Source organism: Pseudomonas sp. PL-6, from assembly GCF_054110165.1.
Window position 1 is genome coordinate 992,631 of record NZ_CM134189.1, and the last position, 17,125, is coordinate 1,009,755.

Sequence of the window (17,125 nt, forward strand, 5' to 3'; positions counted from 1 at the left end):
TCTGACCGCCATGGCATGCCATGGCGGTGTCGTTTCATGCACAGGAAAGGAGTACCCCATGGAGATGAACGTCGACGAACTGGTGAAGCTCTCGGAGGCCTGGCTGCCGGTGGTGCTGGAGTACAGCGGCAAGCTGACCCTGGCGCTGATCACCCTGCTGATCGGCTGGTGGCTGATCGGCCGGCTGACTGCCAGCATCGGTCGTCTGCTCGAGGCGCGGCGCGTGGATCGGGCGCTGAGCAGCTTTATCGGCAGCCTGGTCAGCATCGTGCTGCGCATTCTGCTGCTGATCAGCGTGGCCTCGATGATCGGCGTGGAGACCACCTCTTTCATCGCCATGATCGGTGCAGCCGGCCTGGCCATCGGCCTGGCCCTGCAGGGCAGCCTGGCCAACTTCGCCGGCGGCGTGCTGATCATGCTGTTCCGCCCGTTCCGCGCCGGCGACTGGATCGAGGCGCAGGGCGTGGCCGGTAGCGTCGACAGCATCCAGATCTTCCACACCACGCTGAAGACCGCCGACAACAAGGTGGTCATCGTGCCCAACGGCAGCCTGTCCAACGGCCATATCACCAACTATTCGCGCGAACCGCGCCGGCGTGCCGACATCAATATCGGCATCGACTACTCCAGCGACATCAAGCGCGCCCGCGAAGTGCTGCTGGAGATCGCCAAGGACCCGCGCGTGCACCTCGATCCGGCGCCGGTGGTGTTCGTCACCGGTCTGGGCGACAGCGCGGTCAACCTGTCGCTGCGGGTGTGGGTGGCCACCGCCGATTTCTGGCCGGTGACCTTCGAGTTCACCGAGCTGGCCAAGGAGCGCCTGACCGCCGCCGGCATCGGCATCCCCTTCCCGCAGCGGGTGGTGCACCTGGCCAAGGCCGACTGAGGCGTAGCGGATGGAAAAAGCCCCGGCAGGTCCGGGGCTTTTTTCTGTCTGTCGTTCAGGCCTTCTCCGCCGGCGCTACCGGCGTGTCGCCGTTGGGCTGGCGGCGGTCGCGGCCCCACTGCAGGGCGATCAGGATCAGCGTGGGGATGCCGAGCAGCGCGGTGGCGAGGAAGAAGTGGGCGTAGCCGAGCTTCTCCACCATAACCCCGGAGTAGCCGCCGATCAGGCGCGGCAGCAGCAGCATGATGGAGCTGAGCAGGGCGTACTGGGTGGCGGAGAACTTCAGGTTGGTCAGGCTCGACAGGTAGGCGACGAAGGCCGCGGTGGCCAGGCCGGCGCTGAAGTTGTCGCAGCTGATGGTGACGATCAGCATGTTCAGGTGCGGGCCCATGCCCACCAGCAGCATGAACAGCAGGTTGGTCGCCGCCGAGGCGAAGGCGCCGATCAGCAGGATCGGCATGATGCCGAAGCGTACGATCAGCAGGCCGCCCATGCCGGCGCCGAGCAGGGTCATGACCAGGCCGAACAGCTTGCTGACGCTGGCGATCTGATCCTTGGAAAAGCCCTGGTCGATATAGAAGACGTTGGCCATCACCCCCATCACCGTGTCCGACAGCCGGTAGGTGGCGATCAGGCCCAGCAGCAGCAGGGCCTGCCAGCGGTAACGCAGGATGAAGTCGTTGACCGGGGTCAGCACCGGCGCCAGGCTGCGCCGGCCCATGGCCGACAGGCACAGCGCGGTGAGGATGGTGTAGAGCAGGGCGCGCAGGAAGGCGCGGTCCTCCAGCAGCAGGTCGAGCAGGCTGGCCTCGCCGCGCAGCACGCTGGCGAAGTCGGTGTGGAAGAACTGGGTGAACATCGCCGGCACCGACACCAGCAGCACGATCAGCACCAGCACCGAGAGGATCTGCCGCACGAAGCCGTACTTGGCCGCCGCCAGCTGGGTCTTCAGCGGCACCGGCGGCTCGCGCATCCACAGGCTGGTGAGCAGGCCCGGCAGCATCAGCAGGGCGAACACCAGGTAGGTGCCGGCCCAGGCGCCGTGCTTGTACAGCTGCGCGGTGGAGCCGAAGCCCTCGGCGAAATACAGCGCGCCGGCGGTGGCGAGCAGCGCGGCGACCCGGTAGCCGGCCATGTAGGCGGCGGCCAGGGCGGCCTGACGGGTGTCGTCGACGATCTCCAGGCGGTAGGCGTCCACCGCGATGTCCTGGGTGGCCGAGGCGAAGGCCACCACCACCGCCAGGGCGATCAGCCAGCTGAGCTGGGTTTGCGGGTCGAAGCTGGCCATGCCGACCAGACCGACGGCGATCAGGCTCTGCGCCAGCACCAGCCAGGAGCGGCGCCGGCCCAGCTTGCCCAGCAGCGGCAGGCGCCATTGGTCGAGCATCGGCGCCCACACCCATTTGAAGGCGTAGGCCAGGCCGATCAGGCTGGCGAAGCCGATGGTCTCGCGCGCCACGCCGGCTTCGCGCAGCCACACCGACAGGGTGGAGAACACCAGCATGTAAGGCAGGCCGGCGGCGAAGCCGAGCAGGAGCAGTGCCAGGGTGGCGGGGCTGGCATAGGTGGCGAGGGCTTCTCGCCAGGATTTGCGTGGCATCGGGCTCGAATCTGGGGAACGGGTGATAGCGCGCACTCTAACCGCTGTGCTCCATCGGGCGCCAGCCGTGCCGACGGATATCCACCCGTTCGTTCAGGATACTGATGCCTTCGGCGCGCAAGCGCGCGCGCTGCTCGTTGCCCGCCGGCGTTCCGGCGCCCAGGCTCAGGCGTCCGCCGGCGCCGAGCACCCGATGCCAGGGCAGCGCGGTGCCCTCCGGCAACTGGCCGAGGGTGCGCCCGACCCAGCGCGCGGCGCGACCCAGGCCGGCCAGTCGGGCCAGCTCGCCGTAGCTGATCACCTTGCCCGCCGGCACCTGCGCCAGCACCAGGTACAGCGCCTCGCGCCGGGCCTCGGCGCTTGCCGGTGGCGGGGCCGGCCATGCAGACTCTGCCGGGTCCACTGTGCCCCTATGGGTTGTCCTCGTCATGCTGCCACGCCTGTTGTTCGCCTTCGTCCTTTATACCCTGGCCGCACCGCTGTGGGCCGACACCGTGTGGCTCGACAACGGCGACCGCCTCAGCGGCGAGATCGTCCTGCTCGACGGCGGCAAGCTGGCGCTGAAGACCAAGTACGCCGGCCAGGTGCTGATCGACTGGAAGGATATCGACACCCTGAGCTCGGACAAACCCCTGCTGCTGCGCCGCCAGGGCTTCGACAGCGAGCTGAGCAAGACCCTGGCGGCGGCCGGCGCCGGCATGGTGCGGGTGGAGGGCGAGCGCAGCCAGGTGCTGCCGCTGGCCGAGATCACCCGCCTGGTGCCGCCGCGGCCGCTGCTGGAGGATCGCGTCTGGGAAGGCAATCTCGACGCCAAGCTGGATATGGAGCGCAACGACAGCAAGGTCGACGAGTGGAAGCTCAAGGGCAACACGCGCGTCGAACATGGGCGCTGGCGCCACGTGCTGAGCGGCGAGCTGGAGCACGAGACCAAGAACGGCGAGAAGGTCGACGATAACTGGGAGCTGGAGTACGACCTCGACCGCTTCTTCACCGAGCACTGGTTCTGGCGGGTGGGGGGGGAGCAGCGCGAGGACGAGTTCGAGTCCATCGAGCGCCAGCGCATCCTCGGCACCGGGCCGGGCTACCGCTTCTGGGACGACGAGCTGGGCCGCTTCGACCTGATCGCCCAGTTCAACCGGGTGCGGCTGGAATCGGACATCGTCGATCTGGCCTTCGACACCACCTCGCTGGAGCTGGACTACAAGCGCCTGCTGTGGGGCACGCGGCTGGAGTTCTATGCCAACGCCGAGCTGCAGATGCCGCATATCGACGCCATCGACTACGTGCTCGACAGCGAATTCGGCCTGCGCTACCGCCTCAACCAGTGGGCGCGGCTGTCGCTGCTGTACGAGCTCGACCAGTTGCGCGGTCAGGGCCAGACCATCTCGGATCGCCATTACCTGATCGGTGTCGGCGTGGGCTGGTGATGCCGCCCCGCGGAGTGCCGCCCAGCGGAAAAAGCTGAACTCTGCCGGCCGATGCCGGTCAGCTCTTGCTCTGGCGTCGGGCTTGCGCATAATGCCCGGCTTTTCGCCCCATCAGAGCTCAGTTGTCCTCGTTATGTCGCGTTCGCTACCGCTTTCCCTGCTCAGCCTGAGCCTTGCCCTGCTCAGTTCCACCGCCGTCGCCGATACCGTCTGGCTGAAGAACGGCGACCGCCTGACCGGCACCATCAAGTTCTACGACGGCAACAAGTTGCTGCTCCAGACCGACTATGGCGGCGCCATCGCCCTGGACTGGAAGAAGATCGCCACCCTGGAGAGCGAGCAGGCGCTGCTGATCAAGCAGGACGACTTCAATGGCGAGCGCGCCAAGTCGCTGCAGGCCGCCGAGCCGGGCAAGGTGACCCTGGCCAATGGCGACGTGCCGAAGACCGTGGAGTTGAGCGAGATCGCCCAGATCATCAAGCCCAAGCCGCTGGTGGAGGATTTCACCTGGAAGGGCAACGTCGACCTGGCGCTCGACTACAAGCGCGCCGAGAGCGACACCGACGACTACGATGTCGACGTCAAGACCCAGGCCCGCCACGGCTGGTGGCGGCACAACGCGCAGGCCGAGTACAACCGCGAGCTGAAGGACGATGTGGTCAGCACCGACAACTGGAGCGCCGAGTACGCCCTCGACCGCTTCCTCACCGAACAGTGGTTCTGGCAGGGCCGCTTCGAGTACAAGCGCGACCGCATCGAGGAGCTGGAGCGTCAGCGCACCCTGGGTACCGGTCCCGGTTACCAGTTCTGGGACAACGAACTGGGCGCCTTCTCCGTCGCCACCCTGGCCAACCGCAGCGACTACGTCTACAGCAACGGCGAGCAGGACCGCTTCTACGCGCTCAGCGTCAAGTGGGACTACAACCGCTACCTGATCGGCAAGGCGGTGGAACTGTTCAGCGTCGGCGAGGTGGGCAAGCCGCTGGAAGGCGTCGCCGACTACACCCTGGATGCCGAGGTCGGCCTGCGCTACAAGGTCACCGACTGGGCCTCGCTGAACATGAAGGCGGAAAAGGACATCGTCAGCGGTGCCGAGGGCGAGCTGGACGAGACCCGCTACAGCCTGGGCTTCGGCGTCGGCTGGTAAGCGCCCGGCGCAGTGGCCGAGCACGAAAAAGCCCGCGACTATCGCGGGCTTTTTCATGGGGACGACTCAGTCGGCCTCTTCGAGGCTTTTGTTGTTCCAGCCGGCGCCGCCGGGGAGCAGCAGGTTGAGCAGCAGGGCGCTGACGGCGCACAGGGAAATCCCCGACAGGGCGAATTCCTTGCCGCCGATCACCATGCCGCCGATGCCGAATACCAGGGTGACCGAGACGATGATCAGGTTGCGCGCCTCGGACAGGTCGACCTGGTGGCGGATCAGGGTGTTGAGGCCGACCACCGCGATGGAGCCGAACAGCAGGCAGAGGATGCCGCCCATCACCGGCACCGGAATGCTCTGCAGGGCAACGCCGAACTTGCCGACGAAGGCCAGGGCGATGGCGAACAGCGCGGCCCAGGTCATGATCTTCGGGTTGTAGCTCTTGGTCAGCATCACCGCGCCGGTCACTTCGGCGTAGGTGGTGTTGGGCGGGCCGCCGAACAGGCCGGCGGCCGAGGTGGCCAGGCCGTCGCCGAGCAGGGTGCGGTGCAGGCCGGGCTTCTTGACGAAGTTCTTGCCGGTGACGCTGCCGATCGCCACCACGCCGCCGATATGCTCGATGGCAGGCGCCAGCGCTACCGGCACCATGTACAGGATGGCGCCCCAGTGCAGCTCGGGCGCGACGAAATTGGGCAGCGCCAGCCAGGGCGCACTCGCCACCGCGCTGGTGTCGATCACCCCGAGCACGGCGGCGATCAGGCAGCCGACGGCGATGCCGGCAAGGATCGGCACCAGGCGGAAGATGCCGCGGCCGAGCACGGCGACCAGCAGGGTGGTGAGCAGCGCCGGCATCGAGATCAGCATGGCGGTGGTATAGGGCACCAGCTCGACGCTGCCGTCGCCGGCCTTGCCCATGGCCATGTTCACCGCCACCGGCGACAGGGCCAGGCCGATGGAGATGATCACCGGGGCGATCACCACCGGCGGCAGCAGGCGGTCGATGAAGCTGGGGCCGCGCAGTTTGACCAGCACCGAGAGCAGGATGTAGACCAGGCCGGCCGCCATCACTCCGCCGAGCACCGCCGGCAGGCCGAACTCACCCTTGGCCGCCAGAATCGGCGCGATGAAGGCGAAGCTGGAGGCGAGGAACACCGGCACCTGGCGTTTGGTCACCAGCTGGAACAGCAGGGTACCGAGGCCGGCGGTGAACAGCGCGACGTTGGGGTCCATGCCGGTGATCAGCGGCATCAGCACCAGGGCGCCGAAGGCCACGAAGAGCATCTGCGCGCCGGAGAGGCCCTGGCGCCAGAGCGGATCCTTGAATTCCGTTTGCGACATGTTCAGGCGTCCTTCTGCTTGGTGCCGAAGATCTTGTCGCCGGCATCGCCCAGGCCGGGGATGATGTAGCCGTGCTCATTCAGGCGCTCGTCGATCGAGGCGGTGAAGATGGTCACGTCGGGGTGGGCCTTCTCGACCGCTTTGATGCCCTCGGGCGCGGCGACCAGCACCATGGCGCGGATGTCCTTGCAGCCGGCCTTCTTCAGCAGGTCGATGGTGGCGACCATGGAGCCGCCGGTGGCCAGCATCGGGTCGATGATCAGCGCCAGGCGTTCGTCGATCTCCGGTGCCAGTTTCTCCAGGTAGGTGTGCGCCTCCAGGGTTTCCTCGTTGCGCGCCACGCCCACGGCGCTGACCTTGGCCCCGGGGATCAGGCTGAGCACACCGTCGAGCATGCCGATGCCGGCGCGCAGGATGGGCACCACGGTGATCTTCTTGCCGGCGATCTTCTCCACCTGCACCGCGCCGGCCCAGCCCTGGATCTCGTAGCTTTCCAGCGGCAGGTCGTTGGTCGCCTCGTAGGTCAGCAGCGCGCCCACTTCCTGGGCCAGTTCGCGGAAATTCTTGGTGCTGATGTCGGCGCGGCGCATCAGGCCGATTTTGTGACGGATCAGCGGGTGGCGGATCTCGCGGATGGGCATGGGCTGGGGTCTCCGGCGGGCTGAGAGCCCATTCACGGTCTGCTGCGCGTCGGCCAAACAGCGTTGAAAACAGCTTCGGAATGCTCATTTACCACTCGTAAACTCCGCTTCCTCAGCTTTTTTCGCCGCTGTTTTGCTCTAGCTCGCGAGACCCTGAACGGGCTCTGGGAAAAATCGCGTTAGATTAAAGCATTGCTCATGCCAGGTGGTGGGTGACTGATGGGTCAGCGCACCGCGCGAGCGGCCTCGGCTACGCTGGTCAGGCGAGGCTTGGCAAGTGCGACGCAGGTCTGTACCTTTGCCCGCTTTTATTTGACTGATCGCTCAGCTTTTGCCGCCGATCGCCGCTCATTTCATCAGCCCGACCAAGAGAGAACGCCCCATGTCCGCCGATCTCGCGCACATCCGCCAAGTCATGGCGGAAGCCGACTGCCTGTTCACCGAAGCCGAGGTGGAAGCGGCCATCGACCGCGTCGCCGCCCAAATCAACGCCGAACTGGCCGAACGCAACCCGGTGGTGTTCTGCGTGATGAACGGCGGCCTGATCTTCTCCGGCAAGCTGCTGCCCAAGCTGGCCTTCCCGCTGGAGGCGTCCTACCTGCACGCCACCCGCTACCGCAACGAGACCAGCGGCGGCGAGCTGTTCTGGAAGGCCAAGCCGGAAGTCTCCTTTATCGACCGCGACGTGCTGATCATCGACGACATCCTCGACGAAGGGCATACCCTGGGCGCGATCATCGACTTCTGCCGCCACGCCGGCGCCCGTGCGGTGCACACCGCGGTACTGATCGACAAGGAACACCAGCGCAAGGCGCGCCCGGATCTCAAGGCCAACTACGTCGGCCTGCACTGCGTCGACCGCTATATCTTCGGCTACGGCATGGACTACAAGGGCTACTGGCGCAACGCCGCCGGCATCTACGCGGTCAAGGGGCTGTAAGCGCGTGCTGCGCCCGGATTTCATCCGGGCTACGGCTCCAGGCCTTCTCCCAGCCAGCGCAGCGCCTTCTGCCGCGCCTGCGCCAGATCGCGCACATAAGCCAGTTCGCCGGCGCGCCGGTGCACCCCGGCGCGGCGCAGTTGCAGGCGCACCTGCGCGGTCGGGCCGCTGAGGATCAGCGCCACGCCCTGCTGGCGGTAGTCGCGCAGCACGTTGTCCAGCGCGGCGATGGCGGTCATGTCCAGCAGTGGCACCGCGCTGATATCGACTATCACCACGCGCACCCCGGGGGTGAGGCGGCGCAGCACGCTCAGTGCCTTCTCCGCCGCGCCGAAGAACAGCGGCCCGCGAATGGCGTAGGCCAGCACGTGCTCGGGCAGGTCCTGCAGGGCCTGGCGCTGCTGCCGGCTCAGCGCGGCGGTGTCGGTCAGCTCGCTCATGCGCTTGATGAACAGCCCGGCGGCCAGCAGCAGGCCGACGCCGACCGCCAGCACCATGTCGAACAGCACCGTCAGCAGCAGGCAGGTGAGCAGCACCAGCACGTCGCCGCGCGGGGCGATGCGCAGGGTGTGGGCCACATGCTGCGGTTCACTCATGTTCCACGCCACCACCAGCAGCAGGGCCGCCAGCGCCGCCATCGGCAGGTAGCTGAACAGCGGCGCCAGCAGCAGGATGGCAGCCAGCACCACGCCGGCGTGAATCAGCGCCGCCAGCGGCGAGAAGGCGCCGGCGCGCACGTTGGCGGCGGTGCGGGCGATGGCCGCGGTGGCGGTGATTCCGCCGAAGAAGGGCGCGGCCAGGTTGCCCAGGCCCTGGCCGATCAGCTCGGCATTGGGGTCGTGCTTGCTGCCGCTCATGCCGTCGGCGACCACGGCGCAGAGCAAGGATTCGATGGCGCCGAGCATGGCGATGGCGAAGGCCGGGGCCAGCAGCTGGCGGATCAGCTCGAAGGACAGCACCAGCGGCTGGCCGTCCGCGCCGGGCAGGTGCCAGGGCAGGCCCGGGCTGGGTAGCAAGGGCGGAATGCCGGGGTGCTCGACGCCGTCGACCATATAGCTGAAGCGCTCGCCCAGGGTCGCCACCGGCAGGCCGAGGCGCTCCAGGGCGAGCGCCAGCAGGGCGCCGACGGCCAGGGCGACCAGGTGCGCGGGAATCTTCGGCGCCAGGCGCGGCCACAGCAGCAGGGTGGCCAGGCAGACGGCGCCGACCAGGCTGTCGCCCGGCTGCAGGCTGGGCAGCGCGCTGGCCAGCAGGGCGAGCTGCTGCAGCAGGTGCTGCGGGGTTTCGGCCAGTTCCAGGCCGAGCAGGTCCTTGAGCTGCAGGATGGCGATGACGATGCCGATGCCGGCGGTGAAGCCCAGGGTCACCGGATAGGGCACGAACTCGATCAGGCGGCCGGCGCGCAGCAGGCCCAGGGTGATCAGGATGATGCCGGCCAGCAGGGTGCACAGCAGCAACCCGCCCAGACCATATTGCTGGGTGATCGGCAGCAGGATCACCACGAAGGCCGCGGTGGGCCCGGAGATATTGAAGCGTGAGCCGCCGCACAGGGCGATCAGTGGCGCCGCGACCAGCACGGTGTACAGGCCATGCTGCGGCGCCACGCCGACCGCGATGGCCAGCGCCATGGCCAAGGGGATGGCGATGATGCCAACCGTCAGCCCGGCGCTCAGGTCGCCGCGCAGGGCCTTCCAGGAGTAGCCGGCGCGCAGGGTCTGGCGCCAGGCGGCGAACAGCGGCAGGGAGTGGCGTGGCATGGTGGCTCCGGGATGGCTCGGCGCATTATAGGAGCGGCGCGCCGTGCGGCGGCATGACCTAGGTCGGCTGTTGCGTCGAATGTTCGCGTGCTAGCTTGCTCGGCTGCGCGTTGAGCCGCGCGCGGCGCGGCGGTAAACTGCCGGCCCTCTGTAATGCTGGCGGGAGCGGGCGATGCGTAAAGACAAGAAGCAGGTGATTGGCGAAGAAATCAGCGACGACTCGATCAAGCTGTTCCTGGCGGTGGAGCCGGCCGACGCCACGCCACCCTCGCTGCACAAGCTGATCAAGGCCTATCGCGGTCTGCGTATCGACGACTTCGAGCGTTTCGTCGGCTTCTTCGTCGCCGCCGGCTACGACCTAACGGCTACCGACGCGCAGGGCCACGACTTCGTCGCCCTGATCCAGGATCAGCGCAACGCCGAACCCTATATCGAGGTGATCAAGGCCGCGCGCGCCGGCTGATCCTGCAGTCGGGCGGACATGCCGAAGGCTTGTCCGCCCTGTGGTTTGCCTTTTCTTCCAGGCAATAAAAAACCGGCCACGAGGGCCGGTTTTTCAAGAACCTGTCGCGATTAGGCGGCAGCAGCTTCGCCCAGCGCCTTGATGTGCGCGTTCAGGCGGCTCTTGTGACGAGCGGCTTTGTTCTTGTGGATGATGCCCTTGTCGGCCATGCGGTCGATGACCGGAACGGCCAGGGTGTAGGACGACTTGGCAAGCTCGAGGTCTTTGGCGTCGATAGCCTTGACCACGTTCTTGATGTAGGTACGGACCATGGAGCGCAGGCTGGCGTTATGGCTACGGCGCTTCTCAGCCTGTTTGGCGCGTTTTTTGGCAGAAGGTGAGTTGGCCACCGTCAAGCTCCTCGAAAACTGGGGGGTTACGACAAATAAGGCCGCGAATCATGCCGACCCCCTGGGCATCTGTCAAGCCCGCTGGCGCTTTCCCGTGCTGGCCTGACCAATGGCGGCTCGCTACACTCGACGCCTTCGCGCGCCGGCGGATTGTCCTGCGGCGCGCCCGTTTGCGGGAAATCGAGTCACTCCATGAATCTGCTCAAATCCCTGGCCGCGGTCAGTTCCCTGACCATGGTCTCGCGCGTGCTTGGTTTCGTGCGCGACACCATCATCGCTCGCACCTTCGGCGCCGGGGTGGCGTCGGACGCCTTCGTGGTGGCCTTCAAGCTGCCCAACCTGCTGCGCCGCATCTTCGCCGAGGGGGCGTTCTCCCAGGCCTTCGTGCCGATCCTGGCCGAGTACAAGATGCAGCAGGGCGAGGAGGCCACGCGCACCTTCGTCGCCTACGTCTCGGGCTTGCTGACCCTGGTGCTGGCGCTGGTCACCGCCATCGGCGTGCTGGCCGCACCCTGGATCGTCTGGGCCACCGCGCCGGGGTTCGCCGATGAGGCCGAGCGCTTCGAGCTGACCGTCGACCTGCTGCGGGTGACCTTCCCCTATATCCTGCTGATCTCGCTGTCGTCGCTGGCCGGCGCCATCCTCAACACCTGGAACCGCTTCTCGGTGCCGGCCTTCGTGCCGACCCTGCTGAACGTCAGCATGATCGGCTTTTCCGTCTTCCTGACGCCCTATTTCGACCCGCCGATCATGGCCCTGGGCTGGGCGGTGCTGGTCGGCGGCCTGCTGCAGCTGCTCTGGCAACTGCCGCATCTGAAGAAGATCGGCATGCTGGTGCTGCCGCGCCTGAGTTTTGGCGACCTCGGCGTATGGCGCGTGCTCAAGCAGATGGGGCCGGCGATCTTCGGCGTGTCGGTGAGCCAGATCTCGCTGATCATCAACACCATCTTCGCCTCCTTCCTGGTCGCCGGCTCGGTGTCCTGGATGTACTACGCCGACCGCCTGATGGAGCTGCCCTCGGGCGTGCTCGGCGTGGCCCTGGGCACCATCCTGCTGCCGGCGCTGTCGAAGACCTACGCCAGCCGCGACCGCGAGGAGTACCGCCGCCTGCTCGACTGGGGCCTGCGCCTGTGTTTCCTGCTGGTGCTGCCCAGCGCCCTGGCCCTGGCGGTGCTGGCCGAGCCGCTGACCGTGTCGCTGTTCCAGTACGGCAAGTTCACCGCCAGCGACGCGCTGATGACCCAGCAGGCGCTGATCGCCTATTCCATCGGCCTGCTCGGCATCATCCTGGTGAAGATCCTGGCGCCCGGCTTCTACGCCCAGCAGAACATCAAGACGCCGGTGAAGATCGCCGTGGTGACCCTGGTCTTCACCCAGTTGATGAACCTGGTGCTGGTCGGCCCGCTGGCGCACGCCGGCCTGGCCCTGGCGATCAGCCTGGCGGCCTGCCTGAACGCCGGGTTGCTGTACTGGCAGCTGCGCCGCGCCGATATCTTCCGGCCGCTGCCGGGCTGGGGCCTATTCCTGCTCAAGCTGGTGCTGGCGGTGACGGCGATGGTGGCGGTGCTGCTGGGCCTGCTGCAGATCATGCCGGCCTGGGCCGAGGGCGACATGCCGCTGCGCCTGCTGCGTCTCGGCGCGCTGGTGGTCGCCGGGCTGCTGGTCTACTTCGGCATGCTGCTGCTGCTCGGTTTCCGCCTGCGCGACTTTGCCCGGCGGACGGTCTGACGCCTGTATTGGGCCGCGGGCTGTGCGTATAATCGGCCACTTTGTGAACAAGAAGCGTGCTATGCAGCTGGTTCGAGGTCTTCATAACCTGCAGCCCCAGACGCGGGGCTGCGTGGTCACCATCGGTAATTTCGACGGCGTTCATCGTGGGCACCAGGCCATCCTGGCGCGCCTGCGCGAGCGTGCCGCGGAATTGGCCGTGCCCAGCTGCGTGGTGATCTTCGAGCCGCAGCCGCGCGAATTCTTCGGTCCCGACACCGCTCCGGCGCGGCTGACCCGGCTGCGCGACAAGCTCGCCCTGCTGGCCGCCGAAGGCGTCGACATGGTGCTGTGCCTGGCCTTCAACCGCCGCCTGCGCGAGCTGTCGGCGGCCGAGTTCGTCCAGCGCGTGCTGGTCGACGGCCTCGGCGTGAAGGACCTGGAAATCGGCGACGATTTCCGCTTCGGCTGCGACCGCGCCGGCGATTTCGAATTTCTCCAGGCCGCCGGGCGGCGCCACGGTTTCAGCGTCGATGCCTCGACCACGGTGGAGGTGCGCGGTGGCCGGGTCAGCAGCACCCGCGTACGCCAGGCCCTGGCCGATGGCGATTTCGAGCTGGCCGAGGCGCTGCTGGGCCGGCCGTTCCGCATCGCCGGGCGTGTGCTGCACGGGCAGAAGCTCGGCCGCCAGCTGGCCGCCCCCACCGCCAATATCCAGCTCAAGCGGCGCAAGGTGCCGCTGTCCGGGGTGTACCTGGTGAGTTGCGTGGTGGACGGCCAAATTCAACCGGGCGTGGCCAATATCGGCGTGCGCCCCAGCGTTGCCGGCGACGGCAGCGCCCATCTGGAAGTGCACCTTCTGGATTTCGCCGGCGACCTGTATGGCCGGCGCCTCTCGGTGGCCTTCCACCACAAGCTGCGTGACGAGCAGCGTTTCGCCTCGCTGGAGGCCCTGAAGACGGCGATTGCCGCCGATATTGCCGCTGCCCGTGATTATTGGCAGAGCCACCCGCTGATGAAGAGTCCGACATGACCGATTACAAAGCCACGCTGAACCTGCCCGATACCCCGTTCCCGATGAAGGCCGGCCTGCCGCAACGCGAGCCGCAGACCCTGCAGCGTTGGAACGAGATTGGCCTGTATAGCAAGCTGCGGCAGATCGGCGAGGGTCGGCCCAAGTTCGTCCTGCACGACGGTCCGCCCTATGCCAACGGCAGCATCCATATCGGTCATGCGGTGAACAAGATCCTCAAGGACATCATCACCCGCTCCAAGACCCTGGCCGGTTTCGACGCGCCCTACGTGCCGGGCTGGGACTGCCATGGCCTGCCGATCGAGCACAAGGTCGAGACCACCTTCGGCAAGAACCAGCCGGCCGACCTGACCCGTGAGCGCTGCCGCAGCTACGCCGGCGAGCAGATCGAAGGGCAGAAGGCCGACTTCATCCGCCTCGGCGTGCTGGGCGACTGGGACAACCCCTACAAGACCATGGATTTCGCCAACGAGGCCGGCGAGATCCGCGCCCTGGCCGAGATGGTCAAGCAGGGCTTCGTGTTCAAGGGCCTGAAGCCGGTCAACTGGTGCTTCGACTGCGGCTCGGCGCTGGCCGAGGCCGAGGTGGAGTACCAGGACAAGAAATCCGACGCCATCGACGTCGCCTTCCCGGTGGAAGACGCCGGCAAGCTGGCCGCCGCCTTCGGCCTGGCCGAGCTGAGCAAACCGGCCGCCATCGTCATCTGGACCACCACGCCCTGGACCATTCCGGCCAACCAGGCGCTCAACGTCCATCCGGAATTCAGCTACGCGCTGGTCGACACCGGCGCGCGCATCCTGCTGCTGGCTGAGGAGCTGGTCGAGTCCTGCCTGCAGCGCTACGGCCTGCAAGGCCAGGTGATCGCCACCGCGCCGGGCGCGGCGCTGGAGCTGATCCGTTTCCGCCACCCCTTCTACGAGCGCTTCTCGCCGATCTACCTGGCCGACTACGTCGCCCTCGACGCCGGTACCGGCATCGTCCACTCGTCGCCGGCCTACGGCGAGGACGACTTCCGCACCTGCAAAGCCTACGGCATGAGCAACGACGACATTCTCAGCCCGGTGCAGAGCAACGGCGTCTACACCGCGGATCTGCCGTTCTTCGGCGGCCAGTTTATCTGGAAGGCCAATGCCAACATCGTGGCCAAGCTCGACGAAGTCGGCGCGCTGCTCAAGCACCAGCCGATCCAGCACAGCTACATGCACTGCTGGCGGCACAAGACCCCGCTGATCTACCGCGCCACCGCGCAGTGGTTCGTCGGCATGGACACTCAACCCAATGATGGCGCGACCCTGCGCGAGCGCGCGCTGGCGGCCATCGAGCAGACCCAGTTCGTCCCGGCCTGGGGCCAGGCGCGTCTGCACAGCATGATCGCCGGCCGTCCCGACTGGTGCATCTCGCGCCAGCGCAACTGGGGCGTGCCGATCCCGTTCTTCCTGCACAAGGTCACCGGCGAGCTGCATCCGCGCACCGTCGAGTTGATGGAGATCGTGGCCAAGCGTGTCGAGCAAGAGGGCATCGAAGCCTGGTTCAAGCTCGACGCCGCCGAATTGCTCGGCGCCGAGGCCGCCGACTACGACAAGATCAACGACACCCTGGACGTGTGGTTCGATTCCGGTACCACCCACTGGCACGTGCTGCGCGGTTCGCACGACCTCGGTCACATCTCTGGCCCGCGCGCCGATCTGTATCTGGAAGGTTCGGATCAGCACCGCGGCTGGTTCCACTCGTCGCTGCTGACCGGCAGCGCCATCGACGGCCACGCGCCCTACAAGGCGCTGCTGACCCACGGCTTCGTGGTCGACGAGAACGGCCGCAAGATGTCCAAGTCGCTCGGCAATGTGGTCGCGCCGCAGGAGGTCAACGACAGCCTGGGTGCCGACATCATGCGCCTGTGGGTCGCCTCCACCGACTATTCCGGCGAGATGGCGGTGTCCAAGGTGATCCTGCAGCGCAGCGCCGACGCCTACCGCCGTATCCGCAACACCGCGCGCTTCATGTTGGCCAACCTCAACGGCTTCGATCCGGCCAAGGATCTGCTGCAGCCCGAGCAGATGCTCGACCTCGACCGCTGGGCCGTCGACGCGGCCCTGCGCCTGCAGGAAGAGATCATCGAGGCGTACGCCGACTACCGCTTCTGGAACGTCTACTCCAAGGTGCACAACTTCTGCGTGCAGGAGCTGGGCGGCTTCTACCTGGACATCATCAAGGACCGTCAGTACACCACCGCTGCCGACAGCGTCGCGCGTCGCTCCTGCCAGAGCGCGCTGTACCACATCAGCGAGGCGCTGGTGCGCTGGGTCGCGCCGATCCTAGCGTTCACCGCCGAGGAAATCTGGCAGTTCCTGCCGGGCGAGCGCAACGAGTCGGTGATGCTCAATACCTGGTACGAGGGGCTCAGCCGCCTGCCGGAGGGTTTCGAGCTGGATCGTGCCTACTGGGATCGGATCATGGCGGTCAAGGCCGCGGTCAACAAGGAACTGGAGAACCTGCGCACGGCCAAGGCCATCGGCGGCAGCCTGCAGGCCGAGGTCACCCTGTTCTGCGACGAGGCCAAGCAGGCCGATCTGGCCAAGCTCGGCGACGAGCTGCGTTTCGCCCTGATCACCTCGGCGGCGCAGACTGCGCCACTGGCCGAGGCGCCGGCCGATGCGGTGGTCACCGAGGTGGAGGGGCTGAAGCTGAAGATCCTCAAGTCCGCCCACGCCAAGTGCGGTCGCTGCTGGCACTTCCGCGCCGACGTCGGCAGCCATGCCGCCCATCCGGAACTGTGCGGCCGCTGCGTGAGCAATATCGAAGGTGCAGGCGAGGTGCGCAAGCATGCCTGAGGTCTCGCGTTTCGGGCATCTGCCCTGGCTGCTGCTGAGCCTGCTAATTCTGGTTGCCGACCGTCTGAGCAAGGATTTCTTCGAGGCCAGCCTGAGCATGTACCAGCGTATCGAAGTCATCCCCGGCTACTTCGATTGGACCCTGGCCTACAACACCGGCGCGGCCTTCAGCTTCCTGGCCGATGCCGCCGGCTGGCAGCGCTGGTTCTTCGCCGCTATCGCCATCGTGGTCAGCATCGTGCTGGTGGTTTGGCTCAAGCGCCTCAAACGCCACGAAACCCTGCTGGCCGTGGCGCTGGCCATGGTTCTGGGCGGAGCCCTGGGTAACCTCTACGACCGCGTGGTGCTCGGCCACGTGGTCGACTTCATCCTGGTGCACTGGCAGGATCAGTACCGTTTCCCTGCGTTCAACATCGCCGACACCTTCATCACCATCGGCGCCATCCTCCTGGCGCTGGATATGTTCAAAAGCAACAAGTCCGGAGAACCTGCCAATGACTGACGTACGCATCGGCCCGGACAGGGAAGTCACCCTGCATTTCGCCCTCAAGCTGGAGAACGGCGACGTGGTCGACAGCACCTTCGACAAGCAGCCGGCGACCTTCAAGGTCGGCGACGGCAACCTGCTGCCCGGCTTCGAGCAGGCGCTGTACGGCTTCAAGGCCGGCGACAAACGCAGCGTGCAGGTGCAGCCGGAGCAGGGCTTCGGCCAGCCCAACCCGCAGAACGTGCAGGTCATGCCGCGCAGCCAGTTCGAGGGCATGGAACTGTCCGAAGGGCTGCTGGTGATCTTCAACGACGCCGCCAATGCCGAGCTGCCCGGGGTGGTCAAGGCCTTCGACGACAAGCAGGTGACCATCGACTTCAACCACCCGCTGGCCGGCAAGGTGCTCGACTTCGAGGTGGAGATCCTCTCGGTCAAGGCGATTTAGCCCGAATCGTCGCTTCCGTGGGAGCGGCTTTAGCCGCGAAGCT

At 66.7% G+C, this 17,125-nt stretch carries 16 protein-coding genes; 10 read left to right on the forward strand and 6 right to left on the reverse strand.

Annotated features, from left to right (window positions below; all coding sequences use genetic code 11):
• The first annotated feature begins 58 nt into the window (after positions 1 to 58).
• Complete coding sequence (locus ACW9UL_RS04400) at positions 59 to 886, forward strand: mechanosensitive ion channel family protein (RefSeq protein WP_021444166.1); 828 nt, start codon at positions 59 to 61, stop codon at positions 884 to 886.
• 55 nt (positions 887 to 941) lie between these two features.
• On the opposite strand, the gene ACW9UL_RS04405 is transcribed toward ACW9UL_RS04400, so the two are convergent.
• Both ACW9UL_RS04405 and ACW9UL_RS04410 read right to left on the reverse strand, forming a co-directional pair.
• A complete protein-coding gene (locus ACW9UL_RS04405) occupies positions 942 to 2,486 on the reverse strand; it encodes an AmpG family muropeptide MFS transporter (protein ID WP_021444167.1) in 1,545 nt (514 codons plus the stop codon).
• Positions 2,487 to 2,523: 37 nt separating this feature from the next.
• Positions 2,524 to 2,916 (reverse strand): MGMT family protein, encoded by a 393-nt coding sequence (locus ACW9UL_RS04410; RefSeq protein ID WP_122108250.1) that lies wholly within the window; start codon positions 2,914 to 2,916, stop codon positions 2,524 to 2,526.
• On the opposite strand from ACW9UL_RS04410, the gene ACW9UL_RS04415 reads away from it, so the two are divergent.
• Positions 2,915 to 3,913 carry a DUF481 domain-containing protein gene (locus ACW9UL_RS04415; RefSeq protein ID WP_021441760.1) on the forward strand — a complete coding sequence of 333 codons (999 nt, stop codon included), beginning with the start codon at positions 2,915 to 2,917 and terminating at the stop codon, positions 3,911 to 3,913. The two genes, ACW9UL_RS04410 and ACW9UL_RS04415, sit on opposite strands and share 2 nt — an antisense overlap.
• Before the next feature lie 133 nt (positions 3,914 to 4,046).
• Entirely contained in the window at positions 4,047 to 5,060 is a 1,014-nt protein-coding gene (locus ACW9UL_RS04420; RefSeq protein WP_122108251.1) for a DUF481 domain-containing protein, read from the forward strand.
• A gap of 66 nt (positions 5,061 to 5,126) precedes the next feature.
• On the opposite strand, the gene ACW9UL_RS04425 is transcribed toward ACW9UL_RS04420, so the two are convergent.
• Together ACW9UL_RS04425 and upp are read right to left on the reverse strand one after the other, a co-directional pair.
• Positions 5,127 to 6,392 (reverse strand): uracil-xanthine permease family protein, encoded by a 1,266-nt coding sequence (locus tag ACW9UL_RS04425; protein WP_122108252.1) that lies wholly within the window; start codon positions 6,390 to 6,392, stop codon positions 5,127 to 5,129.
• 2 nt (positions 6,393 to 6,394) lie between these two features.
• The gene (gene upp / locus ACW9UL_RS04430) at positions 6,395 to 7,033 is read right to left on the reverse strand and encodes a uracil phosphoribosyltransferase (RefSeq protein WP_021441757.1); all 639 of its coding nucleotides are present in this window, start codon (positions 7,031 to 7,033) and stop codon (positions 6,395 to 6,397) included.
• A 382-nt stretch (positions 7,034 to 7,415) separates the two neighbouring features.
• Between upp and ACW9UL_RS04435 the strand changes: the two genes are divergently transcribed.
• Positions 7,416 to 7,973: a hypoxanthine-guanine phosphoribosyltransferase gene (locus ACW9UL_RS04435; protein WP_457789136.1), complete on the forward strand. Its 558-nt coding sequence runs from the start codon at positions 7,416 to 7,418 to the stop codon at positions 7,971 to 7,973.
• A gap of 29 nt (positions 7,974 to 8,002) precedes the next feature.
• Here the strand turns inward: ACW9UL_RS04435 and dauA are convergent, their stop codons facing one another.
• Positions 8,003 to 9,730, reverse strand: a complete 1,728-nt coding sequence (dauA, locus tag ACW9UL_RS04440; protein WP_457789138.1) for a C4-dicarboxylic acid transporter DauA — start codon at positions 9,728 to 9,730, stop codon at positions 8,003 to 8,005.
• 172 nt (positions 9,731 to 9,902) lie between these two features.
• Here dauA and ACW9UL_RS04445 point away from each other — a divergent pair, with 172 nt between their 5' ends.
• Positions 9,903 to 10,193 (forward strand): PA4642 family protein, encoded by a 291-nt coding sequence (locus tag ACW9UL_RS04445; RefSeq protein WP_021441754.1) that lies wholly within the window; start codon positions 9,903 to 9,905, stop codon positions 10,191 to 10,193.
• Positions 10,194 to 10,303: 110 nt separating this feature from the next.
• On the opposite strand, the gene rpsT is transcribed toward ACW9UL_RS04445, so the two are convergent.
• Entirely contained in the window at positions 10,304 to 10,582 is a 279-nt protein-coding gene (gene rpsT / locus ACW9UL_RS04450) for a 30S ribosomal protein S20 (protein ID WP_021441753.1), read from the reverse strand.
• Between the two features lie 192 nt (positions 10,583 to 10,774).
• Between rpsT and murJ the strand changes: the two genes are divergently transcribed.
• The 5 genes from murJ (at position 10,775) to ACW9UL_RS04475 (ending at position 17,082) form a co-directional block, all read left to right on the forward strand.
• A complete protein-coding gene (murJ, locus tag ACW9UL_RS04455; RefSeq protein WP_122108255.1) occupies positions 10,775 to 12,310 on the forward strand; it encodes a murein biosynthesis integral membrane protein MurJ in 1,536 nt (511 codons plus the stop codon).
• Positions 12,311 to 12,371: 61 nt separating this feature from the next.
• The gene (ribF, locus tag ACW9UL_RS04460) at positions 12,372 to 13,322 is read left to right on the forward strand and encodes a bifunctional riboflavin kinase/FAD synthetase (protein WP_021441751.1); all 951 of its coding nucleotides are present in this window, start codon (positions 12,372 to 12,374) and stop codon (positions 13,320 to 13,322) included.
• Positions 13,319 to 16,150, forward strand: coding sequence for an isoleucine--tRNA ligase (gene ileS, locus ACW9UL_RS04465; RefSeq protein ID WP_457789141.1), 2,832 nt, complete (start codon positions 13,319 to 13,321; stop codon positions 16,148 to 16,150). Before ribF ends, ileS begins: the two co-directional genes overlap by 4 nt.
• Positions 16,143 to 16,652: a signal peptidase II gene (gene lspA, locus ACW9UL_RS04470; protein ID WP_457789142.1), complete on the forward strand. Its 510-nt coding sequence runs from the start codon at positions 16,143 to 16,145 to the stop codon at positions 16,650 to 16,652. Before ileS ends, lspA begins: the two co-directional genes overlap by 8 nt.
• Positions 16,645 to 17,082, forward strand: coding sequence for an FKBP-type peptidyl-prolyl cis-trans isomerase (locus tag ACW9UL_RS04475; RefSeq protein WP_457789144.1), 438 nt, complete (start codon positions 16,645 to 16,647; stop codon positions 17,080 to 17,082). The genes lspA and ACW9UL_RS04475 overlap by 8 nt, the downstream gene beginning before the upstream one ends.
• Positions 17,083 to 17,125 lie beyond the last annotated feature (43 nt).